We start from the raw sequence: 25,992 nt of genomic DNA on the forward strand, positions 1-25,992 counted from the left end.
TCTTTTTATTCTGTGGAGTGGGCTCATTCGAAAGGCAACTGACGCAAACCCTGTGCGCCCGCGACGACCACGGAGCCTGACCCGGTGGCTTGCGCTGCCGCAGCTGGGCCCAAGCGTTCTTGTGGCTTTTGCGTAAAGGTCATGCCGTCGTCAGAACTGACCAGCACGTGGCCGGCCTGGCTGACCAGAATGATTCGACCGTCTGCCGTGACCGTGCTCGCGGTGATGCTCGAGGACAATCCGAGTTCCACTTTTTCCCAGTTCGATCCGTGATCGACACTGCGGTAAACATTACCCCGCAGGCCATAAACGAGCACGGCACCCGGCGTGCCGGTGACCCCGAAGTAACTGCCGCTGTAGGGGGTGGGAACGCCGACGAATCGTTGGCTCGTCGGGTCCAGTTTCAGCACCAGGCCTTGCTCACCGACGATTAACAGGTCATCGCCGATGGGGCGCATCCCGTAGAAGTTCAGTGCGCCCGGGTTGTCGGTGCGGTCCATCAAGGGCTGCCAGGTCTGGCCGCCATCGTCGGTGTGAAAAATCAGGTTGAACGCGCCGACCACGTAGCCGGTTTTGTCATTGGCGAACCACACGTCCAGGAACGGTTTATCCGCCCCTTCATCGATCATGCGTTGAGCATCAGCCAATAACGCCTCATCCGGTGCCGCTTGCTGCTTGTAGTGTTCGAGCATGATCTGCCCGATCTGTCGGCCATCGAGCTGGCGCGTCCAGGTTTCACCCTGGTCGTTGCTGTGCAACACAATGCCGTCGTGTCCAACGGCCCAGCCCTGCGCCGGGCTCGGGAACTGCACTGCCACCAGGTCGGAACTCACCGGCACCTGAGCCTGATGCCAGCGGATGCCGTTGTCATCGGAATAGAAAATATGGCCACGCTGGCCGACGGCAACCAGACGTTTACCCGCACTGGCCAACCCGGTGAACATCCCGTTAACGGCTTTTTCACTCTGAATCGCCGGACTGGACAGCGGATCGACAAACTCCGCGGCGACCACCGCTCGGGTAAAGGGCACGGCCAATGCCACGCCTAGCGCAGCCAGCGTTATCCATCTAAATGCATTCATGAGGTCTACTCGGCAAAAAAAGCCGCCGTACAGTGAAAGGCACACTGTCGGCGACCAAAAAAACACCTGCGTTTATGGCTTAACGGATACCGGTGCCGGCCAGTGACTCAGGTGCCCACAGCGCCTTCGAAAGCGGGTCGATGTACTTGACGCCGCCATACGGGCCGTAGATGCCGGTGATGTTGTAGCTGCCCGAGACAAAGTCATAAATCATATGGTTGTCGGAGTTCGGCGCCTGCACGTCATAGCTGTAAGCCAGGTGGGCAAACGAGCCGCGGTACAACTTGCCGCTGGCGTCGTATTCATCGGAGGCCACGGCGATCCAGCTGTCTTCGTCGAGGTAGAAGGTGCGTTTGCTGTAGATGTGGCGTTTGCCCGGTTTCAGCGTGGCCTCGACCACCCACACGCGGTGCAACTCCCAGCGCGTCAGGTCCGGATTGACGAAGTGCGGTGTGGTGATGTCCGCCGCTTCCTTGTGGTAGTTCAGCTTGTAGGTGTTGTAAGGAATGATCATTTCCTTCTTGCCCACCAGCTTGAAGTCGTAACGGTCCATGGCACCGTTGAACACCCACGCATCGTCATAGGTCGAGGCGCCGGCCGAGCCCGGGTTCGGCGTGTCGTAGGCGATGTCCGGCGCGAGTTTGACCCGACGTTGGCCCGGCAGGTATTGCCAGCCCCGACGCTCCATTTTCAGCGGATTGACCGCGTCCTGCACCAGGATGGCTTCGCCTGCGCGACGGGCCGGGGCCTGGTAATAGAGCTTGGTCTTGAAGAACAGGTCGGTCTCTTTCGCCGGCTCGGTACGCTTCGGATCGTAGAGCGGATATTCGAGGTAGGCATTGCCCGACGTCGCCAGAATCGCCGTACCGGAACCGTCGACGTTCCACGAGTCGTATTTGAAATTGGTGGCGTAACCCTGATAGCGCAACAGGTGGTTCCACATGGCCTCATAGCCATCTTTCGGGATCGGGAACGGTACGCCCGGCAGCGCATTTTCCAGGGCGACCCCGCCCTCGAGGGTTTTCGTGCCGACGGCGTTTTTCGCGGTGTTATCCAGCAGGCGCTGCGGTAATGCCACGCTGCGATGGGTCGGGAACACGTCGACCCGGAACGTTGGGTAACGCTTAAGCAACTCTTGCGTGGTCGCGGTCAGTTTGCCGGCGAATTGACCGACGTTTTTGCCGTCGATCACCGCACGGGGTTTGTCAGCCTCGTAAGGGTCCGGACGGAAGGAACTGCCAGCCTGGAAACTGGCCGGCGGTGTGGTGATACCACCGGTGTAGGCCGGAATGGTGTTGTCGGCGTTGCCGGCCTTTTCCGCGCCGACCGCAGTCAGGCTGGTGCCCAGTTTTGCCGCTTCATCGGGGGAAACGGCTGCGTGTGCCGCGCCTGCGATGGCCACGGTCAAGGCACTAAACAAAAGCGTGTTGACGAACTTCATGGGGTGTCTCCTGTTGCTGGGCAACGGTTCGATCAGATAGTCGTTTTGAAGGTCAAAGTGACCATGCCGCGATCCTTGAGCTGGGACGGGGTTCCGCCGAAGGCGGTGGTTTGACCGGGTACGCAGTTGTACTGGCCATTGGCACCCGGTGCCGCACCGTCTCCCTGACGGCCAGCGTTGCCTGGCGAACTGCAGGTGTCGAATGGACCGAAGTTGTCCACGTATTTCAGGTCGAAGCGGTACTGGTTGTGGACGTCCATGCCGACACCCACCGAATAACTGCCGGCGTCTTCGTTACCGCCCAACTGGACGGCAGAGTTGCCATTGAGGCCGACGTTGTAAGTCATAGGCATGAACATATCGATGCCGGGGAATACCTGATACCAGGTCGGGGTAAAGTTGACGCCGACGATGTAGTTGTCCTTGGTGACCTTGTCGGTGCCGTGGTACCAGTCCTCGCCCTTGAACAGTTGTTTGTTCTCGGTCACGTCCAGCCAACGGCTGTAAGCGAGCTCGACCAACAGCGAAGAACTGTCCCAGACCGGCGTGTCGCCAAAGGTGGTCAGACCGTTGAGCACCGCGTGCACGGTGTTGCCGCGGGCGACGCCGTTTTCGCCATTGAAACTGCCAATGAAGCCGGGGACGTTGGCGGCGGCCGCAGTGGGGCTGACACTGCCCGGCACACTGGCCAGGGGCATGTTCTCGCGGTAATTCAAGTCGAAACCGACACTCACCCCGGCGATGCTTTTCGACAGGCTCAGACCATAGATATCGATGTCATCGACGTAGAACTGGTTGTAGCTGCCGACGTTGCCGGAGATCAGTTGCGCAGGGCCGACAGCCGTGGGCTGCAAGGCCAGGTTTGGCAGGATGTCGGAGGTTTTGCGGTAGTAGACACCCAGCGTGCCTTGCAGCCACTCCGGGCTCCACTTGGCCATCAGGCCAAAGTCACCATGGTTGTCCGGGGTGAAGGTGTGGCCGTTGTTAAGCCGCAAAAACTGATTGGTACCCAGCGGGCCAGGCGTACCAAAGCGAGGGTTTTGTGCAGCAATCAACGACAGATTATGCCCACCATTTTGAATGCCATCGTTGAACCCCAGGTAGGTGCCTGACTCCGGCAGGCGCGCCGCGTCCCAATCCAGGAAATACTGTGCGGCTACAGTCAGTTCCGGGTTAAGCGTGAAACTGGCCGATAACTGATTGCGCGGAATGAACAGCTCTTTGGCTTCTGTTCCCGGAACCGCTAGCGCCTTGGAAATGTCCAGGCCCGACTGGCCGTAACTGTTGCCATGGGCAAAGGCCAGCAGACTCTCGCCCCAGTAAAGGGTGTGCTTGCCTGCCTTGCCACTCAGCAACGATTCATCACCAATTTCCGTGCTGCCAAACACAAAGGCATCGAGAATTTCGGAAGACGGCCCGTTGTAGTAACGATCGGCGTAACCGCTCACGTGGCGTGAATCCGGTACGCCGCTGTTGAGCTGGTTGGTCGATGCATTGTCACTGCCAACATCGTCGTAGGCATGGTCGTACCAGGTATTCGCACTGACGCGAAAGCCAGCCTTCTGTTTGTAAACCACGTCCAGTTCGGACAGCACATCCATGCGCTGAGAAACCGGACTGCCAGAGGAGAAGTTGCGATCCCCGTCGTTGTTGTTCCACGAATGGGCCAGCTTGCTGTTGGGTGCCTCCACACGCTGGGCGTAGTTGAGCTTCACGGTGTTGTCGAAGCGCACCGCCAGGTCTTCGTTCCCTGTGTCGATTTCCAGTGCGTGTGCCGGTGTTATGCCCAGACCCGCCAGGACGGCGGAAGTCAGCAACCCCTTGCGGAGGTTTGCATGGCAGATCTTATTATTTTTGTTCATCTAACTTGCCACCTGCTCTTTGGTTTACGAAAAACTTGGGTTGAATTGACCGCTCGCGAAGTACGCGATCAAGTGCGCTGCAAAAGCGTTACCGACACAGATCGACCCAGCGCGGTACTGTGTTGGAGCGCCGTGCGGGCACCTGTAATCTGCCGGCCCTTGGCCACGCCACGCAGTTGCCAGACCAGTTCGACCAATTGCGCCAGACCGGTGGCCCCCGGTGCGTGACCACGTCCCAGTAAGCCGCCCGAGGGGTTCACTGCATTCATCTGTCCTTTGAGGCGATGACCGAGCTGTACGAAACGGTCTATTTCTTCCTCTCGGCAAAAGCCCAGCGCGGCGCTGTTGACCATGAAGTCACCCACGCTCTGGTCGTGCAGTTCGACTACATCAATGTCTTCGGGGCCCAGTCCTGCCTGCTGATAAGCGTGTTGCGCCACGCGCCGGGTGGTCGCCCGCCCCAGCACATCCAGCACACAGCCGGACTCTTGTTCCGACATGCAATCGCTGCCCCTGGTACTTGCCAGAACGCTCACATCAGCCCGAACGCCAAAGCGCAGGGCAAAGGCCGGAGAGCAGAGCAAGACCGCCGCCGCACCGCAGGCCGGCGGGCAAAGATAGGGAGGGAGCCAGCCATCGCGATCCATCACGCGGTTCAAAAGCGCATTCGGATTAACCGCAGCCTGGGCACGTGCCCGGCCGAGCACGTCATCGAAGCTACGTTCGGTGATGCCCATGCGGGTCAACAGCCAACTGGTTTGAGCCGCAAACAGTACGGCTGGATGCGATCGTCGCTCGAGTAAAACGTTGGAATCCCTGGCTTGACCGTCATCCTTGAACAGATTACGAGCGGGATCCTTCAATCCAAAAAAATCACGATTGGAAATCCGTGCAGGCATGCACTCGACACCCACTACCAACACACACTCGGCTTCACCGCAAAGAATGCTGTTGCGGGCCAGCTGAAAGGCACTGCTGGCCGATGCACAGCCATCGCTGAGACTGAAAATTGGGATGCCCGAATAGCCGATGCGGGACAGCATCTCTGCTCCGGTACCTACGTCACCCTGTACGCACGAGGTAAAAACCTGATCGACCAAGTCATAATCGATTCGTGCATCGTCCAGCGTCGAACGCACGGCCTGGCCCGCCAACGCCGCGTGGCTGTCACAGCCAACCAGCGGCAAAAATGACGCCATACCCACGCCGGCGATCAGCACTCTTTCACTCATATGCCCTGCTCCCCGCCAGCTGATACGAACCACACTCTTGTTCCGTCCAGCCTATTGCGCAGCCGAACAGCCACCCCCCCAGCGTCGGGGGGGCTTCAAATCAGATGGAGGAAGTCGAAGGACGATGCGAATGGATCTGCTGGGGTCTACAAACCGGAACTCCAGGGGGCAGCTCGCCGCTTGGAGATATCCCGTAATGATTTCTACTATTTCAATGACGACGGCATGCATGGTGTCGATGCGCTTCGGCAACTGGAAAGCGGCCTATTGCGAACAGCGCGAGCCCGGTGGATTCAAAGTTTGGAGCGAACCCTTCGTGTGCTTGAGGGTGCCGAAAAGTTTCAACCTGCGCATGGATCCGTGTGAACGTGCCGACGTGGTATCCGATCAGTACTATGACTGGAGTACCAAGAACGTATACCAGACTGAAATTGCAGTGATGAAGTCGGCTAATTTCCTGCAAACCTTCATCAACTATCCACCTAGCCAAAAACCGGCCAGCTTCAGCATCGATCAGATCCGAGCTGAGGTAGATGCAAAAATCGAGGAAAAAACGAAAGGGCAACCTCGTTGATAAACCAGCGTACCGCCCACGTATGAGTGGACAGTATTTTTTGGCGGTGTACATAGCCACCCAGTATCTAGATAAATCTTTCCGAAGCCGCGCCTGGATCGATAGCAGTCTTTCGGAACAGGTAGATATCGACCCAACGCTGACGGTGACAGTCAGCAATCGGCCAAAAGTTGCCGGTCGATTCGTCTGAGGAAACCCAGACGATCTGTCTCTTGCAGCGCCTTGTTATAAGACGTCGAGTTTTCCACGAAATCAGGAGGAAAACTTCGTCCAACAAACAGTATGTCCGGACACTGATCGGCCGAGAGTATCCGATCAAACAGTAAGTGCGGCCACACAGCGCAGGTGGCAGCTGTAAGTGCCAAACGAATGCAGATGCGCTACAACAATACATAGAACTCTGGGGTCCTCACAGGAAGCGAGCGAATGTGAATGAAACACACACTCTGTGTCGTCAGGTTGATTCGGTTCGCATCCGCTTCGCTCATCGTAGTAGCCTCCGGTGCAGTCGCAGAGGATCTCGAACCCAGGTCCTATGCCAATACGCCGGTCGGTATCAATTTCCTGCTCCTGGGCTACAGCGATCTCCATGGCAACGTGACGGCCAACCCCTCAATCCCACTCCAGGATGCCAAGCTCAACATCAAGACTGTCGTGTTTGCTTTTGCCAGATCCCTGGACGTCTGGGGCCGCTCCGGGAAGTTCGATATCGTCGTACCTGAAGCAGAATTGACGGGCTCAGCTCTGCTCGCCGGTGAACCCAAGGAACGCAATGTGACTGGATTGATCGATCCAAGATTCCGCTTCTCGGTCAACTTGTATGGCGCCCCGGCGCTGTCCCTGGCTGAATTCCCCAGCTATCAGCAGGATGTGATTGTCGGCGCCAGCCTGGCGGTCACGGCGCCACTCGGCCAGTACGACGCTAGCAGGCTGATAAATCTCGGTAACAACCGCTGGTCATTCAAGCCCGAACTGGGGATTTCCAAGCGCCTGGGGTCGGTGACCCTGGAATTATCCGGCGCGGGAACCTTTTACACCGACAACAACGAACTCCTCGGCGACCACACACTTTCCCAGAACCCGATTTACCAGGTACAGGGGCATCTTATCTATGCCTTCAGCAACGGTGTTTGGGCTTCGCTGGACACGACCTACTACGCGGGCGGCAGTACCTCGGTCGATGGGGTCGGTAACCACGATTTTCAGGAAAACACACGCTACGGATGCACCCTCACGCTACCGTTGAACCGCAACCATTCGCTAAAGCTGAATGCGAGTAATGGCGGGCATACCCGCACGGGCAGCGAATACGATGTCATTGGCATGGTCTGGCAGTATCGCTTCGGCGCAGGGCTTTGAAACACAGGATTGCCGCTACATCCAGTCATAAGATTGGTTTGCCATACCCTCCGGGGCACATTCAACTAATCCATCTTTGATAACTGAAATCTGGCCCGATACGCCCCCGGCGTAAATCCAACCCGCTCACGAAATAAGCGGGAAAACGAGCTGATGTCGCTATAACCAACATACTGAGCGATTCGCTCGGTGCTCAGGTCACCGGCCTCCAGTAACGCTCGTGCCGTATCGATGCGCAAGTTCTGCAAATAGGTCAGCGGCGACAGCTCAAGCACATTGTTGAAGCGGCGTATCAGTGTACGTTCGCTGACTGCCAATCTCGTCGCCAGGTCTTTCATGCGTATCTGCTCCGCCAAATGATCCTGTAGCCATTTCTGTGCCTGTTGAATCAACGGATCATTGTGGGTGTTGTCGGCGATAAGCGGTTGCAACGGTGTCTGTGTCGTTTGGGTCAAGTCGATCAGCATGCTGCGTGCGCACTGCATGGCTATCGCCTTTCCTGCAAATTGGGTGAGCACGTGGATCGATTGCAACAGAAAGGTAGCGTGGGCGCCGCCGCATACCAGTCGCTCAGACTCAGTGACCAAGGGACGCATTTGCAGATCGACCTTCGGAAATCGCTCGCGGAAATGCCCCACCAGCCACCAGGTAGTCGTTGCAGTCCGGTTATCGAGCAAACCTGTATCGGCGAGCACAAAGGTGCCCGTGCAATTCGCACACAGCCATGCACCCTGCTCCCATTGCTTGATCAGCCATTCGCGCACGGTTATTTGATTGGCCAGAAATTGCTGGAAATGCTGCCAGCCTCGGTAATGCAGGCTTGGGATAAAGACCAGATCGTAATTGTGGTTCTGCGGTAGTGGCCGCATGGCCAGTTCAAGTCCGTTGCTCGTCCGTACAGGCTGCCCGCTTTGCGATAGGAAATGCCATTCAAACAGTCCGGCTGGTGGCATTCCTTGCCTGGACATATGCGCATTGGCGACCTGCAACATGTCGGCAAATCCTCCGATAACGGAAGCATAGGAATCGTCAAACCCGAGAATCGCGACGGTAGGCATGGCAGCACCTTTGAGTGGGTATGGCGATATTCGCATATTTACAGTCGTTTTTGCCTATTACGCCCTATCCTGCGTCTCACTACAGTGCTCGCCACGCTGCTTTCCAGGCTAATGACGAGATTACTCATGACCCAGACCACGATTCCCCGCTACCAAGACAGCCTGTACCACGACCTGAATACCCCGCAGGAAATCCTCGCCATTCGCCAGGAGGTTCGTCGCTTCGCCGATGAGCATGTCGCACCGGTGGCTTATGCCATTGGTCATACCGAGGAATCTGTCGAAGCCTTCCCGCGCGACCTGTTCGCCAAGATGGCCAAGGCCGGTTTGTTCCGCATTCCCTTTGCTGCCGACGTCGGGGGACGCGGGCTCAAGCACCCGACAGCCGCCACCGCCGTGATGATCGAAGAGCTGGCGTACCATTCGAATTCGGTGGCCGCCATCGTTGACGTGCATTGCATTCTCGCGGGCAATGCGCTGAATCATGGGTCAGACTCGATCAAGCAACGCTATCTCACGCCCCTGCTCAACGGCGACAAGATTGGGAGCTTTGCCACTACCGAACCGGATGCCAGTACCGACCTGAGCATCCAGGCCATGAACACCCACGCCACGCGTACTGAAAATGGTTACATCGTCAACGGTCGCAAGCGCTTCATTACCAACTCCCCCGTCGCCGATTTTGTTGTGCTGCTCTGTGTCGATGGAGAGCGCATGACTGAGCTGGTGGTCGAACTGAATTGGCCAGGCGTTCGTGTGGGTGAGCCAGACAAGAAAATGGGCAACCATGGCCAACTCACGGCGGACATCTACTTCGACAACGTCAAGGTGCCCATGGAGAACGTTGTTGGCCAGCCAGGGCATGGTCTCAAGATAGCGTTGCAAACGCTGACCTATGGACGCGTCGGGATCGCTGCGAGCGGGACCGGCATGGCTCAGGCGCTGTTTGATCACAGCGTCGAACGACTCAAGACCCGCCGGGCTTTCGGCAAAGTCATTGCGCAGTTCCAGCACTGGCAGTTCAAGCTGGCTGAGCGCGCGACTGAAATCGAAAATGCCCGCAACCTGTACCTCAAGGCGGCGTTGCGTATGGATGAGGGACATGCGTTCCCGGAACCCGAAGCCGCGATGGCCAAATGGTATGGCACTAACCTCGCCGGTGAATTTGCCCGTGATGCGGTACAGATCTTTGGCGGTTACGGCTTCATGCGTGAACTGGCGGCTGATGGTTCGCACTACCGAGTCGAGGAGATTTACCGCGATTGCAAAATCGCCGAGATCTATGAGGGGACCAATGAGATTCAAAAGTTGGTCATCGCACGCGGCATCTTTGGTAAAGACATCACAGGCTGACGGGCAGCCCATTCACGCTCACAGGAAACCTCTCCCATGAATATCTTCATTATCCACGCACACAACGAGTCGCAGTCGTTCAATACAGCCATGAAAAACCTGGCTGTCGAAGAACTACAAGCGCAAGGACATTGCGTAGAAGTTTCCGACCTGTATGCCATGAACTGGAATCCGGTCGCCAGCGCAGCCGATTTTGATAGCCGCGCCAATTCCGACTACCTGACCTATGCGCTGGAACAACGGCACAATCATTCGCAACAGACCCTGGCAGCGGATATCCAAGAGGAACTGGACAAGTTGCTCAACGCTGATCTTGTGATCTTCAACTTCCCGATCTATTGGTTCTCGATGCCGGCGATCATGAAAGGCTGGATAGATCGGGTACTCATTTCCGGCGTTTGCTACGGCGGCAAGCGCTTTTACGACCTGGGAGGTTTGGCTGGCAAAAAGGCAATGCTTGCCATCACTATCGGCGGTCAACCTCACATGCTGGTCAAGGACGGCGTGCACGGTGAACTCAACGATATGCTTAAGCCGATCCTGCGCGGCACGCTGGCTTATACCGGGATGGCTGTGTTGCCGACCTTTGTTGCGCATCACGTGCCGTACATCTCCCAAGAGGCCCGCGCAAACTTGTTGGAGCAGTATCGTCAGCACCTGAGATCGCTGGACACGCTACAGACTCTGACGTTCGTCTCGCTCAATCAGTTTAACGAAAAACTGCATCCACTGTCCGCTACGAACATCTAACTCATGTTCGAACAGCGTATCGTTGATGTCCGCTTTGGGTTGGCTTCAACCATGAGTGGTAGGCAGAGATCGGCCAAAAGCAGTCATTAAAAGAGGCTCATGCGAGCAAACGCTGGATAGCGCAACCGACTCTGCAATATCGCCGTCGATCATCATTACACCACCTCCGTCCGGCCTACTGAGACAGACTCTCGCCACTCCACATCGGTAATGGCGTGTCTCTGTGCCAAAGGTCTGGAAAGCTTCATGAGTGGTGGCTTGCCTGGCTGTGGGAGCGGAGCCACACCCGCATCACAGCTCGCCCAATGCCATGCGTCTGAATTGTTCATTTCCGCGTTCCGAAGGATGAATGATTTTGACTTTCCGAAAAAGTTGTAGTGAATGATGAAAAGATTTAAACGGCTCACTGAGAGTTTCCTATGCTCATTGCCTAACGAGTTCCGTTAAAAAAAAAGACTCTGATTACTGTGAGCACACCATGCGCCTTGCGGACTTTATCCTTGCAAATATGGAACCCATCCTTCAGCAGTGGGAGGACTTCGCCAGAACGTTAACTCCCGCCGCTGACGGGATGGATTCGCCCGCCCTGCGAGATCATGCGGAACAAATGTTGCGGATCATCGCTGCCGACCTTCAAACTCCGCAGAGCCATGAAGCAAGGATCGCGAAATCTCACGGAGGTGCCCCTCCCACTTTTGGGGTCAGCTCATCAGAAACACACGCGGACCTTCGTCATTCTTCGGGCTTCACCATCGGGCAAATGATTGCCGAATACAGAGCATTGCGTACCAGCGTGCTTGCGTTGTGGTTGCCGCCTGATCATGTGTCCGAGGCTGAAGAAATTCATGATGTCATTCGGTTCAATGAAGCAGTTGATCAAGCGCTCGCTGAGTCGGTGGTGACATACACCAATGCCGTCAATACAGCGCGCAACGTATTTCTTGGCGTTCTCGGCCACGATTTGAGAAGTCCGCTCGGTGCCATATTACTCAGTTCTGAAGTCCTTTTAGGCGCTGGGAATCTACCGCCCAAATCAACCAAGAACGTGTCGCGTATTTTCACGAGTGTGAAGCGCTCCATAAAGATCGTAGGTGACCTTTTGGATTTCACACGCACTCAGTTGGGATCGGGAATTCCAGTGCGCATCGAACCAGATGATCTAGCACTGACGTGTAAGGGGATGGTGGACGAAGCAAGCGCCTACCACCCGGATCGACAGATAGACTTTCAGTCGAAATACACCGTGCCATGGCGGTTTGATAAACCCAGGATGGAGCAGGTAATCGCTAATCTCGTTGAAAACGCGATCCAGCACGGAGAGACCGGCACCCCTGTTACCGTCACTCTAAAAGCCAGCAATGAGTATGCCCAACTGTCGGTCCACAATGCCGGACTTCCAATCCAAGACAGCGCAAGAGCGAGCCTTTTTAATCCGATGACTCGTCATCTAAACAGCGGCGACGTCGAGTACGGCGCTGAAGCGGGGCTCGGGCTAGGACTTTACATCGCATCCGCAATCGTAAGTGCCCATCAGGGAGATATAGAAGTCGACTCAGGAGCTGATAGGGGTACTACTTTTACGGTTCGCATTCCTATGGGGCGCTCATAATCTGCACAGGCGGCAGCTCTGCGAGGAGTGACCGCGATGGGTCGGATCCGGCCCTTCACGACAGGCAAATATCGGCCAAAAGCAGGCATTAGACGCGTGTACGAACCCAGCGGCTATTCACTGCTCTACATCCCGCTGTCTGCCCAAGACGTTCACGGCGCCAACGCCCTATTGCATCGGTCTCGCTGATCCCGTCTCGCACCACCCCGAAAGCATGTGAGGTCAGGGTGCGGGGGTCGCAGGTTTTGATTCCGTACGTCGCACTATCCGGCCATCGACGTCCAGGCCTTCCCAAGGGCTGCCCTGGCTACAGGTAAACTCGAGGCGTAAAAAAGCCCGCGTTGAGCGGTCATCGGAAATCATCCGAACTAATTCAGGCACCTGATTCAGGGTCACTCGCAGGCATACCGCGAGCTTCCTTATCGTTTTCGTTCTGATCGTCCATCTGTGGGTCGGCGTCAGGGTTATCGACTCGACCGCTCTGTCCAGCTTCTGGATGCTCACTCGACACCGAGTTATTTGCATCCACGTCAGTCATGTCTTCGTCGACAGGAGTCTCGTCGTCTGGAGGCAGCGGAACTTCGGGCTCGTCCCTCTTGGGGTCATGGCCGGTTTCGTTGTCCGTCGTGCGCGTTTCGGGCTGCTGTGATTTGTTGCCAGGTGCGTTCTCGTCAATGTCCATGCTGAACCTCCGTACTGATGCGCGGGATGTCCGTGCTTGAACATGAGAAACGGCAAAGCGTTACAAGTGCAGCACAGTGGACGAACGGAGAAGAAAAACCCGGCTCACCGGCCGGGCTTTCTCTCCTATCTCCTATCGTCTGAAAGCGGTGTCTGTTCATCCGCTTCTGGGGTAGTCCTCTCACCAGGATCCTTCCAGTCTTCTGGACGATCATCGCTTGGATTTTTCAACGGATCGTATTTGTTCGGATCGTCTGGATCTAGCGTCGGCTCATCTGAACCTGGCTCAGGCTTGGATGGAACAGAACCTTGTGTTTGGTTTTGAAAACTCGAATCGGTAGACATACCCACCTCACCAATGAGGTCCAGCTTTTCTGGGCCGTAATAGTTTGAATTTGGCAGGTGAAAAGTGTGCGACTGAGCAGATGAGCGGGCAGTAAAAAGCCCAGCGGGCGGCTGGGCTTTTGGAGTTGCACGGACTTGCCCCCCATCCGCATCACAACTGACCAGTCATTTGCAGCCGACTTGACCAGCGCACGTGGGAATGACGACCGGCAGAGAACGGCCAAAAGCGGACGGTCGCGACAAGCAGCTATGGGCAAAAGCAGACGATCACCGGAATCAGCCCGCGTATACCCAGGCTCCGCTCTCCTGCCTTACGCAGAAAGCTAGCCATACCTTTTTTCGCTTTCGGCCAAGACGGCCTCAAGCTTGGTGAGCGCGGCATCGAAGTCTATGTTCTGGATTGCTCGCGAAACCGGCACAAGCGCCTGAGCCAAGGCCAGGCCTTCAGCGCTCAGACGTTCGATCAGCGCATCAAGCAGATCGCCTGCCTCTGAATCGCAGTCCAGCAGCAGTTGGCGCAGTTTGCCCAGCATTGCAGTGGCCTCGGCTGACGGGGGTACGCTGGGCCGGCTCGCGGGGGCTTGCGGTACGGTCGCCGACGCCACTCCCTGCAGCCCTGCGAGCACCGGATGGAGCACGGCAAGTGTCTTTGCAAGCAAAACCCCAATCGTCTCGTCGCTTGCGCCTTGCGCGCAGGCTTGCTCTAGTGCCGCTGCGGCGGTGGCCACGTCCATCGCACCGATATTGCCTGCCACGCCGCGTAGCGTGTGCGCACAGCGGATCGCCGCCTCGGCGTTGCCGCGGTCCAGCCGGGCCTGAGCAAAGCTCTCGGAAAACTGGGCTTGGCCCGTGGCGAACTTGGCCAGCAGACGCCGGTACAAGGCCATGTTCTGCTGTGAAGTGGCCAAGCCGGCTTGTACGTCGATGCCGGGTAGAGGCGGCAGTTCGTCAGTCGCGGAGTACGGCACAGAGACGCCTAAAGGTTGAGGCGCCGCGGGCGTGATCCACTTCGCCATACAGCCCAACATATCGTCCACTCGCAGCGGCTTTGCGATGTGATCCGTCATGCCCGCAGAGATGACCTTTTCGCGGTCACCCGCCATCGCGTTGGCCGTCATCGCAATGATCGGAAGCTGAGCGAACTGCGGCTGTGCACGCAGATGACGCGTAGCTTCGTAGCCATCCATCACGGGCATCTGGCAATCCATCAACACGCCGTCGAAGACGCTGTCGCGCGCCAAGATGTCCAGCGCCTCCTGGCCATGCTGGGCCAGAACCACTTCGATGCCGGCCTGGCCCAGAAGCTCCTGCGCCAGTTCCTGATTCAAGTCATTGTCCTCGACCAACAGAACGCGGGCGCCGCGCAGTTGCGCGGTGAGTTGTTGTTGCCCCTGGGCCTTCGATTCAGCGCGGCTGTGCAAAATCCGTCCCTTGCCCAGTGCCTCACCCACGGCTTCGAGAAGGGTCGAGGCCGTGATCGGCTTGGTCAGCACCGCGCTGAGGTGGGTGCCAGTACTGAGCGCCGAGCTCACGGCCTCATCGCGACCGAAGGCGGTCACCATAATGGCAGCAGGTACGGTCACGTGGCCCAGGGTCTGAATCCGGCGTATCGCCTCGATGCCGTCCATGCCGGGCATCTTCCAGTCCATCAGGACGAGTTGATAGTCCAGTTGCCGTTCATGGGCGGCCTGGATCATGCGCAGACTTTGCGCGCCGTTTTGCGCCACATCCACCTCCAGGCCAAAGTGGCGCGACATGGTGGAAAGAATCTCGCGCGCAGTAGCATTGTCGTCAACTACCAAGGTGCGAACGCCGAGCAATTCCTCGGCGCGGAACATGCGCCGCGGCATCGGCTCAGCCTGCATGCCGAAGCGGGCCTGGAAGTGAAAGATCGAGCCGCTACCCGGTTCGCTCTCCACCCAGATGCGCCCATTCATCAGCTCCACCAGCGTGCGCGAGATCGCCAAGCCGAGACCAGTGCCGCCGTACCTGCGCGTAGTCGAGCTGTCGGCCTGGCTGAAGGAATGGAACAGTCTGGCGCACTGCTCGGGTGTCATGCCTATGCCAGTGTCGCGGACCCAGCCATGCAGATTAACCTCGCCGCGCTCCTGGCTGGCGACCTCAATGCCGAGGATGACCTCGCCGTGCTCGGTGAACTTGACCGCGTTGCTGCACAGATTGACCAGCACCTGTCCCAGGCGCAGCGGATCTCCCACGAGAGCGGTCGGCACATCGACCCCGCAGTTGAACAGGAGCTCCAGGCCTTTGTCGTCCGCCTTCATGCCGATCAAATTGGCCACATGGTCCAAGACATCCTCGAGCCGGAAATCCACCTGTTCAATGGACATCTTGCCGGCCTCGATCTTTGAGAAATCGAGGATGTCATTGATGATGCCCAGCAGGTTCTCTGCCGAGCGGTGCACCTTCTCCACATAGTTGCGCTGTTTCTTGTCCAACGCGGTTGCTAGGGCGAGGTGCGACATGCCGATGATCGCGTTCATCGGTGTGCGGATTTCATGGCTCATATTGGCCAGGAAATCGCTCTTGGCCTTGGTGGCTCCCTCGGCGATCTCCGTAGCCTTGGCCAGCTCCTGCTGGGTCCTGATGTATTCAGTCACGTCCTGGGTGACGCCATACATGTCCGTGGCCTTGCCATCCGCGTCGCAGAACACCGTGCCATAGGCATGAATCCAGACAGTGCGTCCGTCGATTGGGCGCTTATAGGCGTAGATGGAGTCATAGGCCGGAACCTTGCCGTCAATGGCATCTTGGAAGTTTTGTTCTGTTGCTGCGGCATGTGCCGGGTCGCCGGCTGCGACATTGGCGAGCCAGTCCTCGGCCACGCGATAGCGGAAGTGTTCGTTCGGAATGTCGCCAAAAATGTCAGCCGCACGCTTGGATGAGTTGTACCAACCGGAGCCATCGAGCGGTACCTGCCAGTAGCCCGACCGGGTCAGGCCCAAGGCCTGATCGCTGAGGAAATTGATTCTCCTGAGCTCTTCCTCTGCCCGGTTGCTCTCCGTGAGGTCGGTCTGAGTGCCCACGATTCGAATGGCCTGCCCCGAATCGTCACGCTCAACAACCTGGCCCTTAGCCATGACCCAGGTCCACTCACCGGAAGTGTTCTTCAACCGAAATTTGCTCCGGAAATCAGATTGCGGCCCCGCAACGACATGCGCCAGGTCTGCTTCCACGCTGGAAGCATCCTCCGGATGGAGGATGGCCTTGAAGCGTTCATAGGTGTGCCCGTAAAGGATGTCCAGATCCTCGGGTCGATAGCCCACCATGGTCGACCAGGTCGCATTGGTGTAAAGCTCGTCGGTGACGGTATTCCAGTCCCACAGGCCGATATTGCTGTTGCTCAGGGCAAGGTCCAGGCGCTGTTGGCTGATCGCCAGCGCACTGGCCATCGCGCGGAACTCGGTAATGTCATGAATCCAGCTGATCAGTTCTACCGTTCCCTCCTGAACCAGGCGGTTGGCACTGACCAATACGTTGCGCGACTGACCATCCTGCCCCACCAGCTCGGCCTCATAGTTCTTGACGATGCCGTTCTGCTCCAGCAGCGCGATGAAATTCCCGCGGCTCCGGGCGGTCTGCCACAGCGACGCCATATTGCTTTGGAGCAGCTCCTCCTTGCTCAGGCCCATCAACTGCGTCATCTGGTGGTTTGCGAAGATGGAATGCCCATCCTCGGTGGAAATGGCAACAGCCACGGGGCTGTTCTCCAGTATTTGCTGAAGGCGTTTCCGCTCATTGCTGAGCATCTGCTCCGCGGTCTTACGTTCGGTAATGTCCTCCAGCATCCACACTGTGCCCTTGGACAGGTCGTTGAAGTCAATGGCCGCCCCACTGGCTTGGCACCAGAAGCGCGTGCCGTCGGCGCGCACCAGCACCTGCTCGCGTTGGTACATTTCGCCACACCCAAGTCGTTCGTAGATGGCACGTCCTTCCTCGGCAAATTGTTCGTCCGAGGGATACCAGGCGCGCGTGGATTGGCCAATCTGCGCGCCTTCGTGAGTTCGAAACAGCGCATCGAGATTGCGGTTGCTGCGTACGATGGTGCGAGCTCTGATGAAGGCGATGCCCAGTGTTGCTGAATCGAATATCGCCGACTGCTCAGCGTTGGCGATGCGCACAGCTTCTTCGTTCTTCTGCCGTTCCGTCACGTCATATATCCAGCTAACCAAGAGGCTGGCCTCGCCTTGCCAACTACGGCTGGTGCTGACCAGCACGGAGTGAGCTTCGCCGTCCTTGCCCACTAGTTCCGTCTCGAAGTCCTTGACGATGCCTTCGCGGCGCAGCCGTTCGACAAACTGTTTGATGCTCTGCGGATGCTTCCACAACGTAAAGCTGTTGCCTGCCAACAGCTCTTCCGTAGACCGGCCGAGCAGCTGCGTCATCTGATGATTCGCAAAAACGGCGTTGCCATCTTCCGAGCTGATGAAGACGCCCACCGGACTGTTTTCGAGGATCTGCAGCAGCCGCTCGCGTTCGTCGGCGAGCGCGCGTTCCGCGGCTCTGCGTGCCGTGACGTCGGTCAGCATCCACACCGACCCCTTACCCAGATCCTGAGGGTCGATGGCCGAGCCACTGAGTTCGCACCAGAAGCGCGTTCCATCGGCCCGCACTAGTTCCTGTTCACGCTGGCATGTGGCCCCGGTTGACAACTGCGCGTAGACCTCGTTGAGGCTGCGGACAAAGGCCTCCTCTGAGTCGTACCAGGCGCGAGCAGACTGGCCGATTTGCCCACCAGGCCCGGAGCGGAATAGCGCATCGCATTGGCTGTTGCAACGCACGATGACCGCGTTCTTGAGGAATGCAATGCCGAGCATGGCGGCCTCGAACATTGCAGTCTGTTCAGCGTTGGCAGTGCGCGTGGCTTGCGTCAGTGCCGCTTGCTGCTGAAGATTGCGTTCGATCGTATTGGCCATTTGGCGCAGTACCAACGCAACCGCTGCGCAGAGCAGGAAGACGGCCAGCAGGCCTAGGCCGACGATGGAGTTGCGGATCGTAGCCTCGGCCTCGGCTTCGAGGCCCGCGCGATACGGATCCAGCGCGCTGACCAAACGCTCGACCGCCGCGCGGTTTTCTTCATAGTGCGCCGTGAGACGCCGATAGGATTGGTTGACGGTTGCCGTGTCATCGCGCGTCAGAGCCGGCAGAAAGACGGTCTCCCATTCGGTGAAGAAAGCATCGGCGGGCGTGAACACGTCACGGTTGATGTTGTCCTTCAACGACTGCGGAAGTTGGCTCTGGGCCCACTGTCGCTGTCCGCTGTAGAAGCGATCGCGCTGCTGTTCCAGCCGCGCAATCAACTCGGGTCGCTCGGCCGGGGCGGCGCCGCGCAACTGATTCGCGACGAAGAAGCTCTCGATGATGTACTGCGGCGGCGGAAGGACATCGGCTTCGAGGTTCTCGCCGGCGAGAATTCGGCCGTACAGGTCGCCGTTAACTGCGACCATATTCAGCGCGCGGTAGGACCAAAGAGACAGTACCAGCAAGGCGGCGACCACACCGGCCAGCAGCAAGCCAAACTGCGTCTTGATGGACCTCCTGTGCAACGGAATCTGATTCATGGTCTTTGTTCCGAACAATTAGGTGGTAGTGCAGTTCTCGAGAACGATCCCGATCGGAAGGCCCGCTGTCGACTTTCAGAGAATCGGCCGCTTTTCTCTGCGCTTGGCAATAGGCGAACTCGTGCGGGTTGGTTTCGCGGCCCTGCTTGCGGTGGGAGTCATTCAGTCGGCGAAGCTGCCGTCGCCCTTGGCCAGGGCCAGGTCTTGCGCCTTCTCGGCGATGTCCGCATCGGAATCAACGAAGCGTTGCGCGATCCGCCGAAACTCCTCTGCCAGAGCGAGGAACACGTCGAGGATGTCCGGATCGAAATGCGAGCCGCGGCCCTCGCGCATGATGCCCAGTGCCTGCTCGTGCGACATTCCGTCCTTGTAAACGCGACGGCTGATCAATGCGTCATAGACGTCGGCGACGGCCATGATCCGGGCCGACAGTGGGATCGCTTCGCCAGACAGGCCTTGCGGATAGCCGCTGCCATCCCACTTTTCCTGGTGGCTGTAGGCGATCTCCTTCGCACACTGCAGGAACTCCACGGGCACGCCGAGCATGTCCTCCGCATGCTGGATGGCGTCGCGGCCCAGTGTGGTGTGCCGTTTCATGATCTCGAATTCGTGTGGCTCGAAGCGACCCGGTTTTAGCAAGATGCGGTCCGGGATCCCGATCTTGCCGATGTCGTGCAGTGGCGCCGACTTAAACAGTAAGTCGATCCTGTGATCGGAGAGCTGCTCACGCAATCGGGGGACCCGCTCGCGCAAGGCCTGGGCCAGTACGCGCACATAATTCTGGGTGCGCCGGATGTGGTTGCCGGTCTCGTTGTCGCGCGTTTCGGCAAGCGAGGCCATGGCCAGGATGGTGACGTCCTGGATCGCGGTGATCTCGCGCGCACGCTTTTGCACCTCTTCTTCGAGGAACTTGTTCTGGTCGCGCAAAAAGTCAGCCCCGGCCTTGGCCTGCAGTTGGGTGGCAACTCGAGCCAACACGATGGGCGGACTGATCGGCTTGGTGATGAAGTCTGCCGCACCCAGCGCCAGACCTCGTTCCTCGTCTGCCGTGCTGGTCATGGCGGTCAGAAAGATAATGGGAACGTGCTGCGTGGCTGGATCGGCCTTGAGCTGACGGCAAACCTCGTAGCCAGAAAGGCCGGGCATCATCACGTCGAGCAAGATCAGGTCCGGGGCCTCACCGCGGGCAATCGCCAGGCCTTTCTCGCCGGAGCCGCAAAGCTTGATCCGGTATTGATCCTTCAGCAGGCCGGACAGTAGCCAGAGGTTGTCGGGCGAGTCATCAATCGCAAGAATAGTGGGCTTTTCGGAGAAGCCGAAATTGCTTGATGTTGTCATCACCGCTCCTTCTGAGGCGTCGGTCTCTTGGCCGTCATGCAGACTATTCCGTAATGCCAAATGAATGACAAGGCCGCGCCAAGCCTCTTGGACATGAATTGTTCCAAGCCCCCTGGGTTACGCTGCCCCCGTCAGATGGACACTGAGAGCGAGGACCGTTTCCGCGATGATGGACGTAGCTCCGCTGAAATCACGCACACGAGTGCTGGTGGTGATGACAGCGATGCCATGTGCAAGGTCACGGCCGATCATCTGCGTGGAGGTGGTGTCGAGCGGATCATGACCGCGAGGCATGTGCCCAAGGCCTTACCCTATCCGAATATAGCCTAGCCATTGGGCGGCGATGTGTGAGAAGTCGCGATCCCACGACGTTTTTAGGCCTAAGGATCTCATTGAAGCCGTTGCCGCCCTCACAATGCGCCAGCGGGCAATGGCTAGGGGTGGCCTAAGGCGCTCAGAATTTCCTCTCCGGAGGATTTTGTTGATCGTTCAACCCGTCGGAATCACGGCAGCTCGCCGCAGCTCGCTCGCCCAAAATTAGCATGCGCACCAAGCGGTGGTCAGGCTAACGCAATGGTGCGCACAGCACACCCTACAGGGGTAGCGTTTCCAGGTGAACTGGATGTCTGCTTCTGGCCGATTTCTGCCTGTCATGAAGGGCCATAATCGACCCAAAGCAGTCCTTCGCGTCGGGCGGCAGTCGTCCAAAACCAGACGGTCAGCGCGGTTCTGGTTTCGCTCGATAGCGAATGCTCACAGCATGCGACCGCTTACCAGAAAACAATTCTGGCTAATCGCCTACACCGTTAGGCGCTGCTACAGACTGTGATGTACGTGTTACACGTAGCAACGCCCGCGGCGGTACCCGGGATAGCGAGAGAATCGCGCATCCGACACAAGACCTTCAGACGTCCGTGACGATGGTGCCAAGGCGCTGCAACAATGAAATGCACCTACTCGCATCGCAAGCAGCTTCATGGTCTGTGAGCGAACTCGCGAAACGCAGAGTTTGGGCAGCAACTGGCTCCTTCTGACATATGTCGCTGTCATGTTGTTAGGCGCTACTGACCCAAATAGATCGCCCCCCCTGTGACAGCTGGCTAAACTGACCTCGCACCGACTACTGCAGACCGGAGGTGTTCACAGAGTTGATCCTGCAAAGCTCTGAACCGGGCCTCCAGCTGGTCCATTCGATCTAATTCCGCTAACCATTCGTCATCCGTTGCGCGACGGAGATGATTAACAGTGGCCTGCCATTCTGTATGAGCCCGGTCGATGGCATTCAACAGTTCTAAAGAGTACGAATCCAAAAGCAAACTCGATAATTCATTGAGGTAAGCCAATTTAGAAAGTCCATATAAAGGAAATATGATGGAAAACCGGATTAGATGGCACACGTATCTGGCGTACGCTGGTTCAGTCTCGCGATCGACTTATCTGGAAAGACCGATCATCACTCAGAATCCGGGGCTATCGAAATAGCCCCGGATCGCTATTCACTTCAACGCCAGCAAACGTTTAAACGCTTGCTGCCAGTTCAGGGATGGCTTCGAACAGGTCAGCCACCAGGCCGTAATCGGCCACCTGGAAGATCGGCGCTTCTTCATCCTTGTTGATCGCAACGATCACTTTGGAGTCTTTCATGCCGGCCAGGTGCTGGATCGCGCCGGAGATACCGACCGCGATGTACAACTGTGGAGCAACTATCTTGCCGGTCTGACCGACCTGCATGTCGTTGGGTACAAAACCTGCGTCGACTGCGGCGCGAGAAGCACCGACTGCAGCGCCCAGCTTGTCAGCCAGGGCGTACAGGTGTTTGAAGTTGTCGCCGTTCTGCATGCCGCGACCGCCGGAAACGACGATCTTGGCAGCGGTCAGTTCCGGACGATCGGACTTGGCCAGTTCTTCGCCAACGAAGCTGGAGATGCCAGCGTCGTGAGTAGCGGCAACAGCTTCAACGGCAGCCGAACCACCTTCAGCGGCAACCGGATCAAAACCGGTGGCACGCACGGTGATCACTTTGACCGCAGCGTTCGATTGAACGGTAGCGATGGCGTTACCGGCGTAGATCGGACGCTTGAAGGTGTCAGCGCTTTCGACCGAGATGATCTCGGAGATCTGGTCAACATCCAGCTGAGCGGCAACGCGCGGCAGGATGTTTTTGCCGTTGGAGGTCGCGGCAGCCAGGATGTGGCTGTAGCCCTTGCCCAACTCTGCAACCAGCGGCGCTACGTTTTCCGGCAGTTGGTGAGCATAGGCGGCGTTGTCGGCCACCAGCACTTTAGCCACGCCAGCGATTTTCGCAGCGGCTTCAGCCACGGCGCTAACGTCAAGGCCGGCAACCAGAACGTGGATGTCACCGCCGATTTTAGCGGCAGCAGCCATGGTGTTCAGGGTGGCAGGAGCCACAACCTTGTTGTCGTGCTCAGCGATTACCAAGATAGTCATGATTAGATTACCTTCGCTTCGTTTTTCAGTTTCTCGACCAGTTCAGCCACCGACTTGACCTTAATACCCGCGCTGCGTGCAGCAGGCGCTTCGACTTTCAGGGTCTTGTTGGTGGAGGCGGTGGAAACGCCCAAAGCATCCGGAGTCAGCACTTCGAGAGGCTTCTTCTTGGCTTTCATGATGTTTGGCAGGGACGCATAACGCGGCTCGTTCAAACGCAGGTCGGTGGTGACAATGGCCGGCAATTTCAGGGAAACCGTCTGCGCGCCGCCGTCGACTTCGCGAGTCACGGCAACGCTGTCGCCGCTGATTTCGACTTTCGAAGCGAAGGTACCCTGACCGTAGCCGCTCAATGCAGCGAGCATCTGGCCAGTCTGGTTGTTGTCGCTGTCAATGGCTTGTTTGCCCAGGATCACCAGCTGAAGCTGTTCCTTGTCGACAAAGGCTTTCAGCAGTTTGGCAACGGCCAGGGAAGTCAGGTCTTCGGCGGATTCGACGAGGATGGCGCGGTCGGCACCCAGAGCCAGCGCGGTGCGCAGTTGCTCTTGAGCGGTGGACGGGCCAACGGAGACGACGACGATTTCAGTCGCAACGCCTTTCTCTTTCAGGCGTACGGCTTCTTCCACTGCGATTTCGCAGAATGGGTTCATCGACATCTTCACGTTGGCGAGATCGACGCCGGAATTGTCCGTCTTGACGCGAACCTTCACGTTGTAGTCAACCACTCGCTTGATGGCTACGAGGACTTTCATTACGGGCTCCCTTCAGAAAAAAATCTTTTGACCAGACTTGTGCGGCTCAACCGGACGAGTCGCCGAGTTGTTCGATGACACCTTGAGCTTTCAATTCGGCCAGGCGGTTGTCATCCAGGCCCAGTCGGCGTTTGAGCACTTCGTCGGTATGCTCACCCAACATGGGCGCGGCGCGCAGATATTCCACCGGCGTACCCGACAGTTTTATCGGGCTGCCCACCGTGACAAAGTCCGGGTTCAACGGGTGAGGAATGTTCACCAGCATCTCTCGCGCCTTCACCTGTGGCTCGTCCAGCGCTTGAGCGATGCTGTTGATTGCGCCCACTGGCACACCCTGCGGATGGACCCGTTCCACCCATTCATCGGCACAGCGAGTCAGGAAATGTAGCGAGAGAATCTCGATGATCTCCTCGCGGTTCGCCACCCTGTTCGCGTTGCGGGCAAAGCGCGGATCTTTAGGCAACTCCGGGAGTCCGATCGCATCACACAGCGAGATGAACTGGCTGTCATTGCCGCAGGCAATGATGAAATCGCGATCGCTGGCACGAAACACTTGATAAGGAACAATGTTTGCGTGAGCGTTGCCATAGCGTCCGGGGGGCTTGCCAGAGGCGAGATAATTCTGGCTCTGGTTGCACAGTGTGGCGATTTGCACGTCCAGCAATGCCATGTCGACATGCTGGCCCAAACCGGTCTTCTCGCGACTGAGCAATGCCGCCTGGATGGCGACGGTGGAATAAAGCCCGGTCATAAGGTCTGAAAACGCCACCCCTACTTTTTGCGGACCACCGCCCGGTAAGTCGTCGCGCTCACCGGTGATACTCATCAGCCCGCCGATGCCCTGGATGATGAAGTCGTAGCCGGGCTCCGCGGCGCGCGGGCCGGTCTGACCGAAGCCCGTTACCGAGCAATACACCAGCCGCGGATTGATTTGCGACAAGCTTGAATAGTCCAGCCCGTACTTCGCCAGGGAGCCAGCCTTGTAATTTTCGATCAGCACGTCACAACTGGCAGCCAGCGCACGCACCAATGCCTGCCCTTCGGCCGTGGCCAGGTTGAGTGCCACCGATAACTTGCCACGGTTGGTCGATTGGTAATACGAAGCTTCCTGAGTGGACTCTTCGTTTCCATCACTCATCCACGGCGGGCCCCAACCACGGGTATCGTCGCCCGCACCGGGTCGTTCAATCTTGATGACTTCAGCCCCCAGGTCAGCCAACGTCTGGCCACACCAGGGACCGGCCAATACGCGGCTCAGGTCAAGCACGCGGTATCCGGTCAAAGCACCCATTTTATTTCACCCTTACTTGGCGAGCTCATACGCGCTCGATAACCATCGCCAGCCCTTGGCCAACACCGATGCACAAACTGACGACTGCGTAGCGCTTGCCACTCACTTGCAAGGCGCGAGCCGTGCTGAGTGCCAGCCGCGCACCTGATGCGCCCAGCGGATGGCCGACTGCGATGGCACCGCCGTTGGGATTGACGCGTGGGTCATCAAAGGCCAGACCCAGCCCCTTGAGACAGCCCAGTACTTGGGAGGCGAAGGCTTCGTTGATCTCGATGATGTCCATATCCGCCAGGCTCAGCCTGGCGCGTGAAACGGCTTTGTTGATTGCCTCGACCGGCCCGACGCCCATGACACGCGGCGCAACGCCGACGGCGGCGGCGGACAAAATGCGCGCCATCGGCTCCAGACCGTGGCTCTCGCCGCCCGCTTTGGAGCCAATCAACAGCATGGCTGCGCCGTCGTTGACGCCGGACGCGTTGCCCGCCGTGACCACTCCGCCATCGGACAAGGGCTTAAGTCGGGCCAATGCCGCGAGATCGGATTGCGGCCGGGGGTGTTCATCCTGCTCCACGATGTGGGGTGGTGTCTTGCGGCCGGTGGGAACGCTGACGGCCAGCAGCTCTTGTGCAAAGAAACCCGACAGTCGCGCGGCTTCATAACGGGCTTGCGAGTTGGCCGCGAATAGGTCCGCCTGCTCCCGGTCGATGCCGTATTCGCGAGCGACGTTGTCGCCAGTCTGCGGCATGCTGTCGTTACCAAACTCGGCGATGATCTTAGGGTTGGGAAAGCGGGCGCCGATGGTGCTGTCAAAAACCGTCAAGTCACGACTGTAGGCGGTTTCTGCCTTGGCCATGACAAACGGCGCGCGGGACATGCTCTCCACGCCGCCGGCGACGAACAGCTCGCCTTCACCGCAGGTGACCGCGCGCGCAGCGTCAATGACCGCCGCCAGGCCACTGGCGCAAAGACGATTGACCGTCTGCCCGGGCACCGTCACCGGCAGACCGGCCAGCAGCGCCGCATGGCGGGCAATATTGCGACTATCCTCCCCCGCTTGGTTGGTGTTACCGAGAATGACGTCCTCGATGGCATCACCGGGGATAGCGTGGCGGGCGAGCAGTTCACGGATAACCAGGGCGGCAAGATCGTCTGGACGAACCGGCGCAAGTGCGCCACCGTGGCGACCGAAGGGAGTGCGCAGTCCTGCGAAGATATAAGCGTCGAGCATGGAAACTCCT

The 25,992-nt window shown here is 58.0% G+C and carries 19 protein-coding genes and 1 pseudogene; 5 read left to right on the forward strand and 15 right to left on the reverse strand.

The window, feature by feature from the left end; genetic code table 11:
* Positions 1-23: 23 nt before the first annotated feature.
* The 4 genes from ACA052_RS14090 to ACA052_RS14105 all read right to left on the reverse strand — a co-directional run bounded on the left by ACA052_RS14090 (position 24) and on the right by ACA052_RS14105 (position 5,617).
* On the reverse strand, positions 24-1,082 hold the full coding sequence (locus ACA052_RS14090; protein WP_497650236.1) for a WD40/YVTN/BNR-like repeat-containing protein: 1,059 nt from the start codon (positions 1,080-1,082) through the stop codon (positions 24-26).
* A gap of 79 nt (positions 1,083-1,161) precedes the next feature.
* Positions 1,162-2,523 carry a DUF1329 domain-containing protein gene (locus tag ACA052_RS14095; protein WP_497650237.1) on the reverse strand — a complete coding sequence of 454 codons (1,362 nt, stop codon included), beginning with the start codon at positions 2,521-2,523 and terminating at the stop codon, positions 1,162-1,164.
* A 32-nt stretch (positions 2,524-2,555) separates the two neighbouring features.
* The gene (locus ACA052_RS14100) at positions 2,556-4,385 is read right to left on the reverse strand and encodes a DUF1302 domain-containing protein (protein ID WP_497650238.1); all 1,830 of its coding nucleotides are present in this window, start codon (positions 4,383-4,385) and stop codon (positions 2,556-2,558) included.
* A gap of 68 nt (positions 4,386-4,453) precedes the next feature.
* Positions 4,454-5,617: a thiolase C-terminal domain-containing protein gene (locus ACA052_RS14105; RefSeq protein ID WP_497650239.1), complete on the reverse strand. Its 1,164-nt coding sequence runs from the start codon at positions 5,615-5,617 to the stop codon at positions 4,454-4,456.
* Between the two features lie 192 nt (positions 5,618-5,809).
* Between ACA052_RS14105 and ACA052_RS14110 the strand changes: the two are divergent.
* Together ACA052_RS14110 and ACA052_RS14115 are read left to right on the forward strand one after the other, a co-directional pair.
* Positions 5,810-6,191 (forward strand): annotated as a pseudogene (locus tag ACA052_RS14110) (arylsulfatase); the annotation flags it as partial.
* Positions 6,192-6,623: 432 nt separating this feature from the next.
* A complete protein-coding gene (locus ACA052_RS14115; RefSeq protein ID WP_497650240.1) occupies positions 6,624-7,550 on the forward strand; it encodes a transporter in 927 nt (308 codons plus the stop codon).
* Between the two features lie 65 nt (positions 7,551-7,615).
* Here ACA052_RS14115 and ACA052_RS14120 read toward each other — a convergent pair whose 3' ends face one another.
* Positions 7,616-8,608 carry a GlxA family transcriptional regulator gene (locus ACA052_RS14120; protein ID WP_497650241.1) on the reverse strand — a complete coding sequence of 331 codons (993 nt, stop codon included), beginning with the start codon at positions 8,606-8,608 and terminating at the stop codon, positions 7,616-7,618.
* A 126-nt stretch (positions 8,609-8,734) separates the two neighbouring features.
* On the opposite strand from ACA052_RS14120, the gene ACA052_RS14125 reads away from it, so the two are divergent.
* Both ACA052_RS14125 and ACA052_RS14130 read left to right on the forward strand, forming a co-directional pair.
* Positions 8,735-9,961 carry an acyl-CoA dehydrogenase family protein gene (locus ACA052_RS14125; protein ID WP_123432208.1) on the forward strand — a complete coding sequence of 409 codons (1,227 nt, stop codon included), beginning with the start codon at positions 8,735-8,737 and terminating at the stop codon, positions 9,959-9,961.
* Between the two features lie 36 nt (positions 9,962-9,997).
* Positions 9,998-10,711, forward strand: a complete 714-nt coding sequence (locus ACA052_RS14130) for an NAD(P)H-dependent oxidoreductase (protein ID WP_497650242.1) — start codon at positions 9,998-10,000, stop codon at positions 10,709-10,711.
* 155 nt (positions 10,712-10,866) lie between these two features.
* On the opposite strand, the gene ACA052_RS14135 is transcribed toward ACA052_RS14130, so the two are convergent.
* Positions 10,867-11,118, reverse strand: a complete 252-nt coding sequence (locus tag ACA052_RS14135; protein WP_497650243.1) for a DUF6555 family protein — start codon at positions 11,116-11,118, stop codon at positions 10,867-10,869.
* A 71-nt stretch (positions 11,119-11,189) separates the two neighbouring features.
* Between ACA052_RS14135 and ACA052_RS14140 the strand changes: the two genes are divergently transcribed.
* The gene (locus tag ACA052_RS14140) at positions 11,190-12,320 is read left to right on the forward strand and encodes an ATP-binding protein (protein ID WP_497650244.1); all 1,131 of its coding nucleotides are present in this window, start codon (positions 11,190-11,192) and stop codon (positions 12,318-12,320) included.
* Between the two features lie 373 nt (positions 12,321-12,693).
* On the opposite strand, the gene ACA052_RS14145 is transcribed toward ACA052_RS14140, so the two are convergent.
* From ACA052_RS14145 to ACA052_RS14185, 9 genes are all read right to left on the reverse strand, one after another.
* Positions 12,694-13,002, reverse strand: coding sequence for a hypothetical protein (locus tag ACA052_RS14145; protein ID WP_497650245.1), 309 nt, complete (start codon positions 13,000-13,002; stop codon positions 12,694-12,696).
* A gap of 125 nt (positions 13,003-13,127) precedes the next feature.
* Positions 13,128-13,346, reverse strand: a complete 219-nt coding sequence (locus ACA052_RS14150) for a hypothetical protein (protein WP_109636033.1) — start codon at positions 13,344-13,346, stop codon at positions 13,128-13,130.
* A gap of 323 nt (positions 13,347-13,669) precedes the next feature.
* Complete coding sequence (locus ACA052_RS14155; RefSeq protein WP_497650246.1) at positions 13,670-18,925, reverse strand: PAS domain S-box protein; 5,256 nt, start codon at positions 18,923-18,925, stop codon at positions 13,670-13,672.
* Between the two features lie 162 nt (positions 18,926-19,087).
* Complete coding sequence (locus ACA052_RS14160; protein WP_497645432.1) at positions 19,088-20,263, reverse strand: HD domain-containing phosphohydrolase; 1,176 nt, start codon at positions 20,261-20,263, stop codon at positions 19,088-19,090.
* A 117-nt stretch (positions 20,264-20,380) separates the two neighbouring features.
* On the reverse strand, positions 20,381-20,557 hold the full coding sequence (locus ACA052_RS14165) for a hypothetical protein (RefSeq protein WP_497645433.1): 177 nt from the start codon (positions 20,555-20,557) through the stop codon (positions 20,381-20,383).
* A gap of 1,224 nt (positions 20,558-21,781) precedes the next feature.
* A complete protein-coding gene (locus ACA052_RS14170; RefSeq protein WP_497645434.1) occupies positions 21,782-22,711 on the reverse strand; it encodes an electron transfer flavoprotein subunit alpha/FixB family protein in 930 nt (309 codons plus the stop codon).
* 2 nt (positions 22,712-22,713) lie between these two features.
* Positions 22,714-23,463: an electron transfer flavoprotein subunit beta/FixA family protein gene (locus tag ACA052_RS14175; RefSeq protein WP_497645436.1), complete on the reverse strand. Its 750-nt coding sequence runs from the start codon at positions 23,461-23,463 to the stop codon at positions 22,714-22,716.
* Positions 23,464-23,509: 46 nt separating this feature from the next.
* The gene (locus ACA052_RS14180) at positions 23,510-24,754 is read right to left on the reverse strand and encodes a CaiB/BaiF CoA transferase family protein (RefSeq protein WP_497645437.1); all 1,245 of its coding nucleotides are present in this window, start codon (positions 24,752-24,754) and stop codon (positions 23,510-23,512) included.
* 25 nt (positions 24,755-24,779) lie between these two features.
* The gene (locus tag ACA052_RS14185; protein WP_497645438.1) at positions 24,780-25,982 is read right to left on the reverse strand and encodes a 3-oxoadipyl-CoA thiolase; all 1,203 of its coding nucleotides are present in this window, start codon (positions 25,980-25,982) and stop codon (positions 24,780-24,782) included.
* Positions 25,983-25,992: the final 10 nt, after the last annotated feature.

Source organism: Pseudomonas sp. LBUM1644 (assembly GCF_059716195.1).

Bases quoted from the DNA above. Each gene is read 5' to 3' on its own strand.
- ACA052_RS14090 (WP_497650236.1), bottom strand. From the start codon at position 1,082: ATGAATGCATTTAGATGGATAACGCTGGCTGCGCTAGGCGTGGCATTG.
- ACA052_RS14095 (WP_497650237.1), bottom strand. From the start codon at position 2,523: ATGAAGTTCGTCAACACGCTTTTGTTTAGTGCCTTGACCGTGGCCATC.
- ACA052_RS14100 (WP_497650238.1), bottom strand. From the start codon at position 4,385: ATGAACAAAAATAATAAGATCTGCCATGCAAACCTCCGCAAGGGGTTG.
- ACA052_RS14105 (WP_497650239.1), bottom strand. From the start codon at position 5,617: ATGAGTGAAAGAGTGCTGATCGCCGGCGTGGGTATGGCGTCATTTTTG.
- ACA052_RS14115 (WP_497650240.1), top strand. From the start codon at position 6,624: ATGAAACACACACTCTGTGTCGTCAGGTTGATTCGGTTCGCATCCGCT.
- ACA052_RS14120 (WP_497650241.1), bottom strand. From the start codon at position 8,608: ATGCCTACCGTCGCGATTCTCGGGTTTGACGATTCCTATGCTTCCGTT.
- ACA052_RS14125 (WP_123432208.1), top strand. From the start codon at position 8,735: ATGACCCAGACCACGATTCCCCGCTACCAAGACAGCCTGTACCACGAC.
- ACA052_RS14130 (WP_497650242.1), top strand. From the start codon at position 9,998: ATGAATATCTTCATTATCCACGCACACAACGAGTCGCAGTCGTTCAAT.
- ACA052_RS14140 (WP_497650244.1), top strand. From the start codon at position 11,190: ATGCGCCTTGCGGACTTTATCCTTGCAAATATGGAACCCATCCTTCAG.
- ACA052_RS14145 (WP_497650245.1), bottom strand. From the start codon at position 13,002: ATGGACATTGACGAGAACGCACCTGGCAACAAATCACAGCAGCCCGAA.
- ACA052_RS14150 (WP_109636033.1), bottom strand. From the start codon at position 13,346: ATGTCTACCGATTCGAGTTTTCAAAACCAAACACAAGGTTCTGTTCCA.
- ACA052_RS14155 (WP_497650246.1), bottom strand. From the start codon at position 18,925: ATGAATCAGATTCCGTTGCACAGGAGGTCCATCAAGACGCAGTTTGGC.
- ACA052_RS14160 (WP_497645432.1), bottom strand. From the start codon at position 20,263: ATGACAACATCAAGCAATTTCGGCTTCTCCGAAAAGCCCACTATTCTT.
- ACA052_RS14165 (WP_497645433.1), bottom strand. From the start codon at position 20,557: ATGCCTCGCGGTCATGATCCGCTCGACACCACCTCCACGCAGATGATC.
- ACA052_RS14170 (WP_497645434.1), bottom strand. From the start codon at position 22,711: ATGACTATCTTGGTAATCGCTGAGCACGACAACAAGGTTGTGGCTCCT.
- ACA052_RS14175 (WP_497645436.1), bottom strand. From the start codon at position 23,463: ATGAAAGTCCTCGTAGCCATCAAGCGAGTGGTTGACTACAACGTGAAG.
- ACA052_RS14180 (WP_497645437.1), bottom strand. From the start codon at position 24,754: ATGGGTGCTTTGACCGGATACCGCGTGCTTGACCTGAGCCGCGTATTG.
- ACA052_RS14185 (WP_497645438.1), bottom strand. From the start codon at position 25,982: ATGCTCGACGCTTATATCTTCGCAGGACTGCGCACTCCCTTCGGTCGC.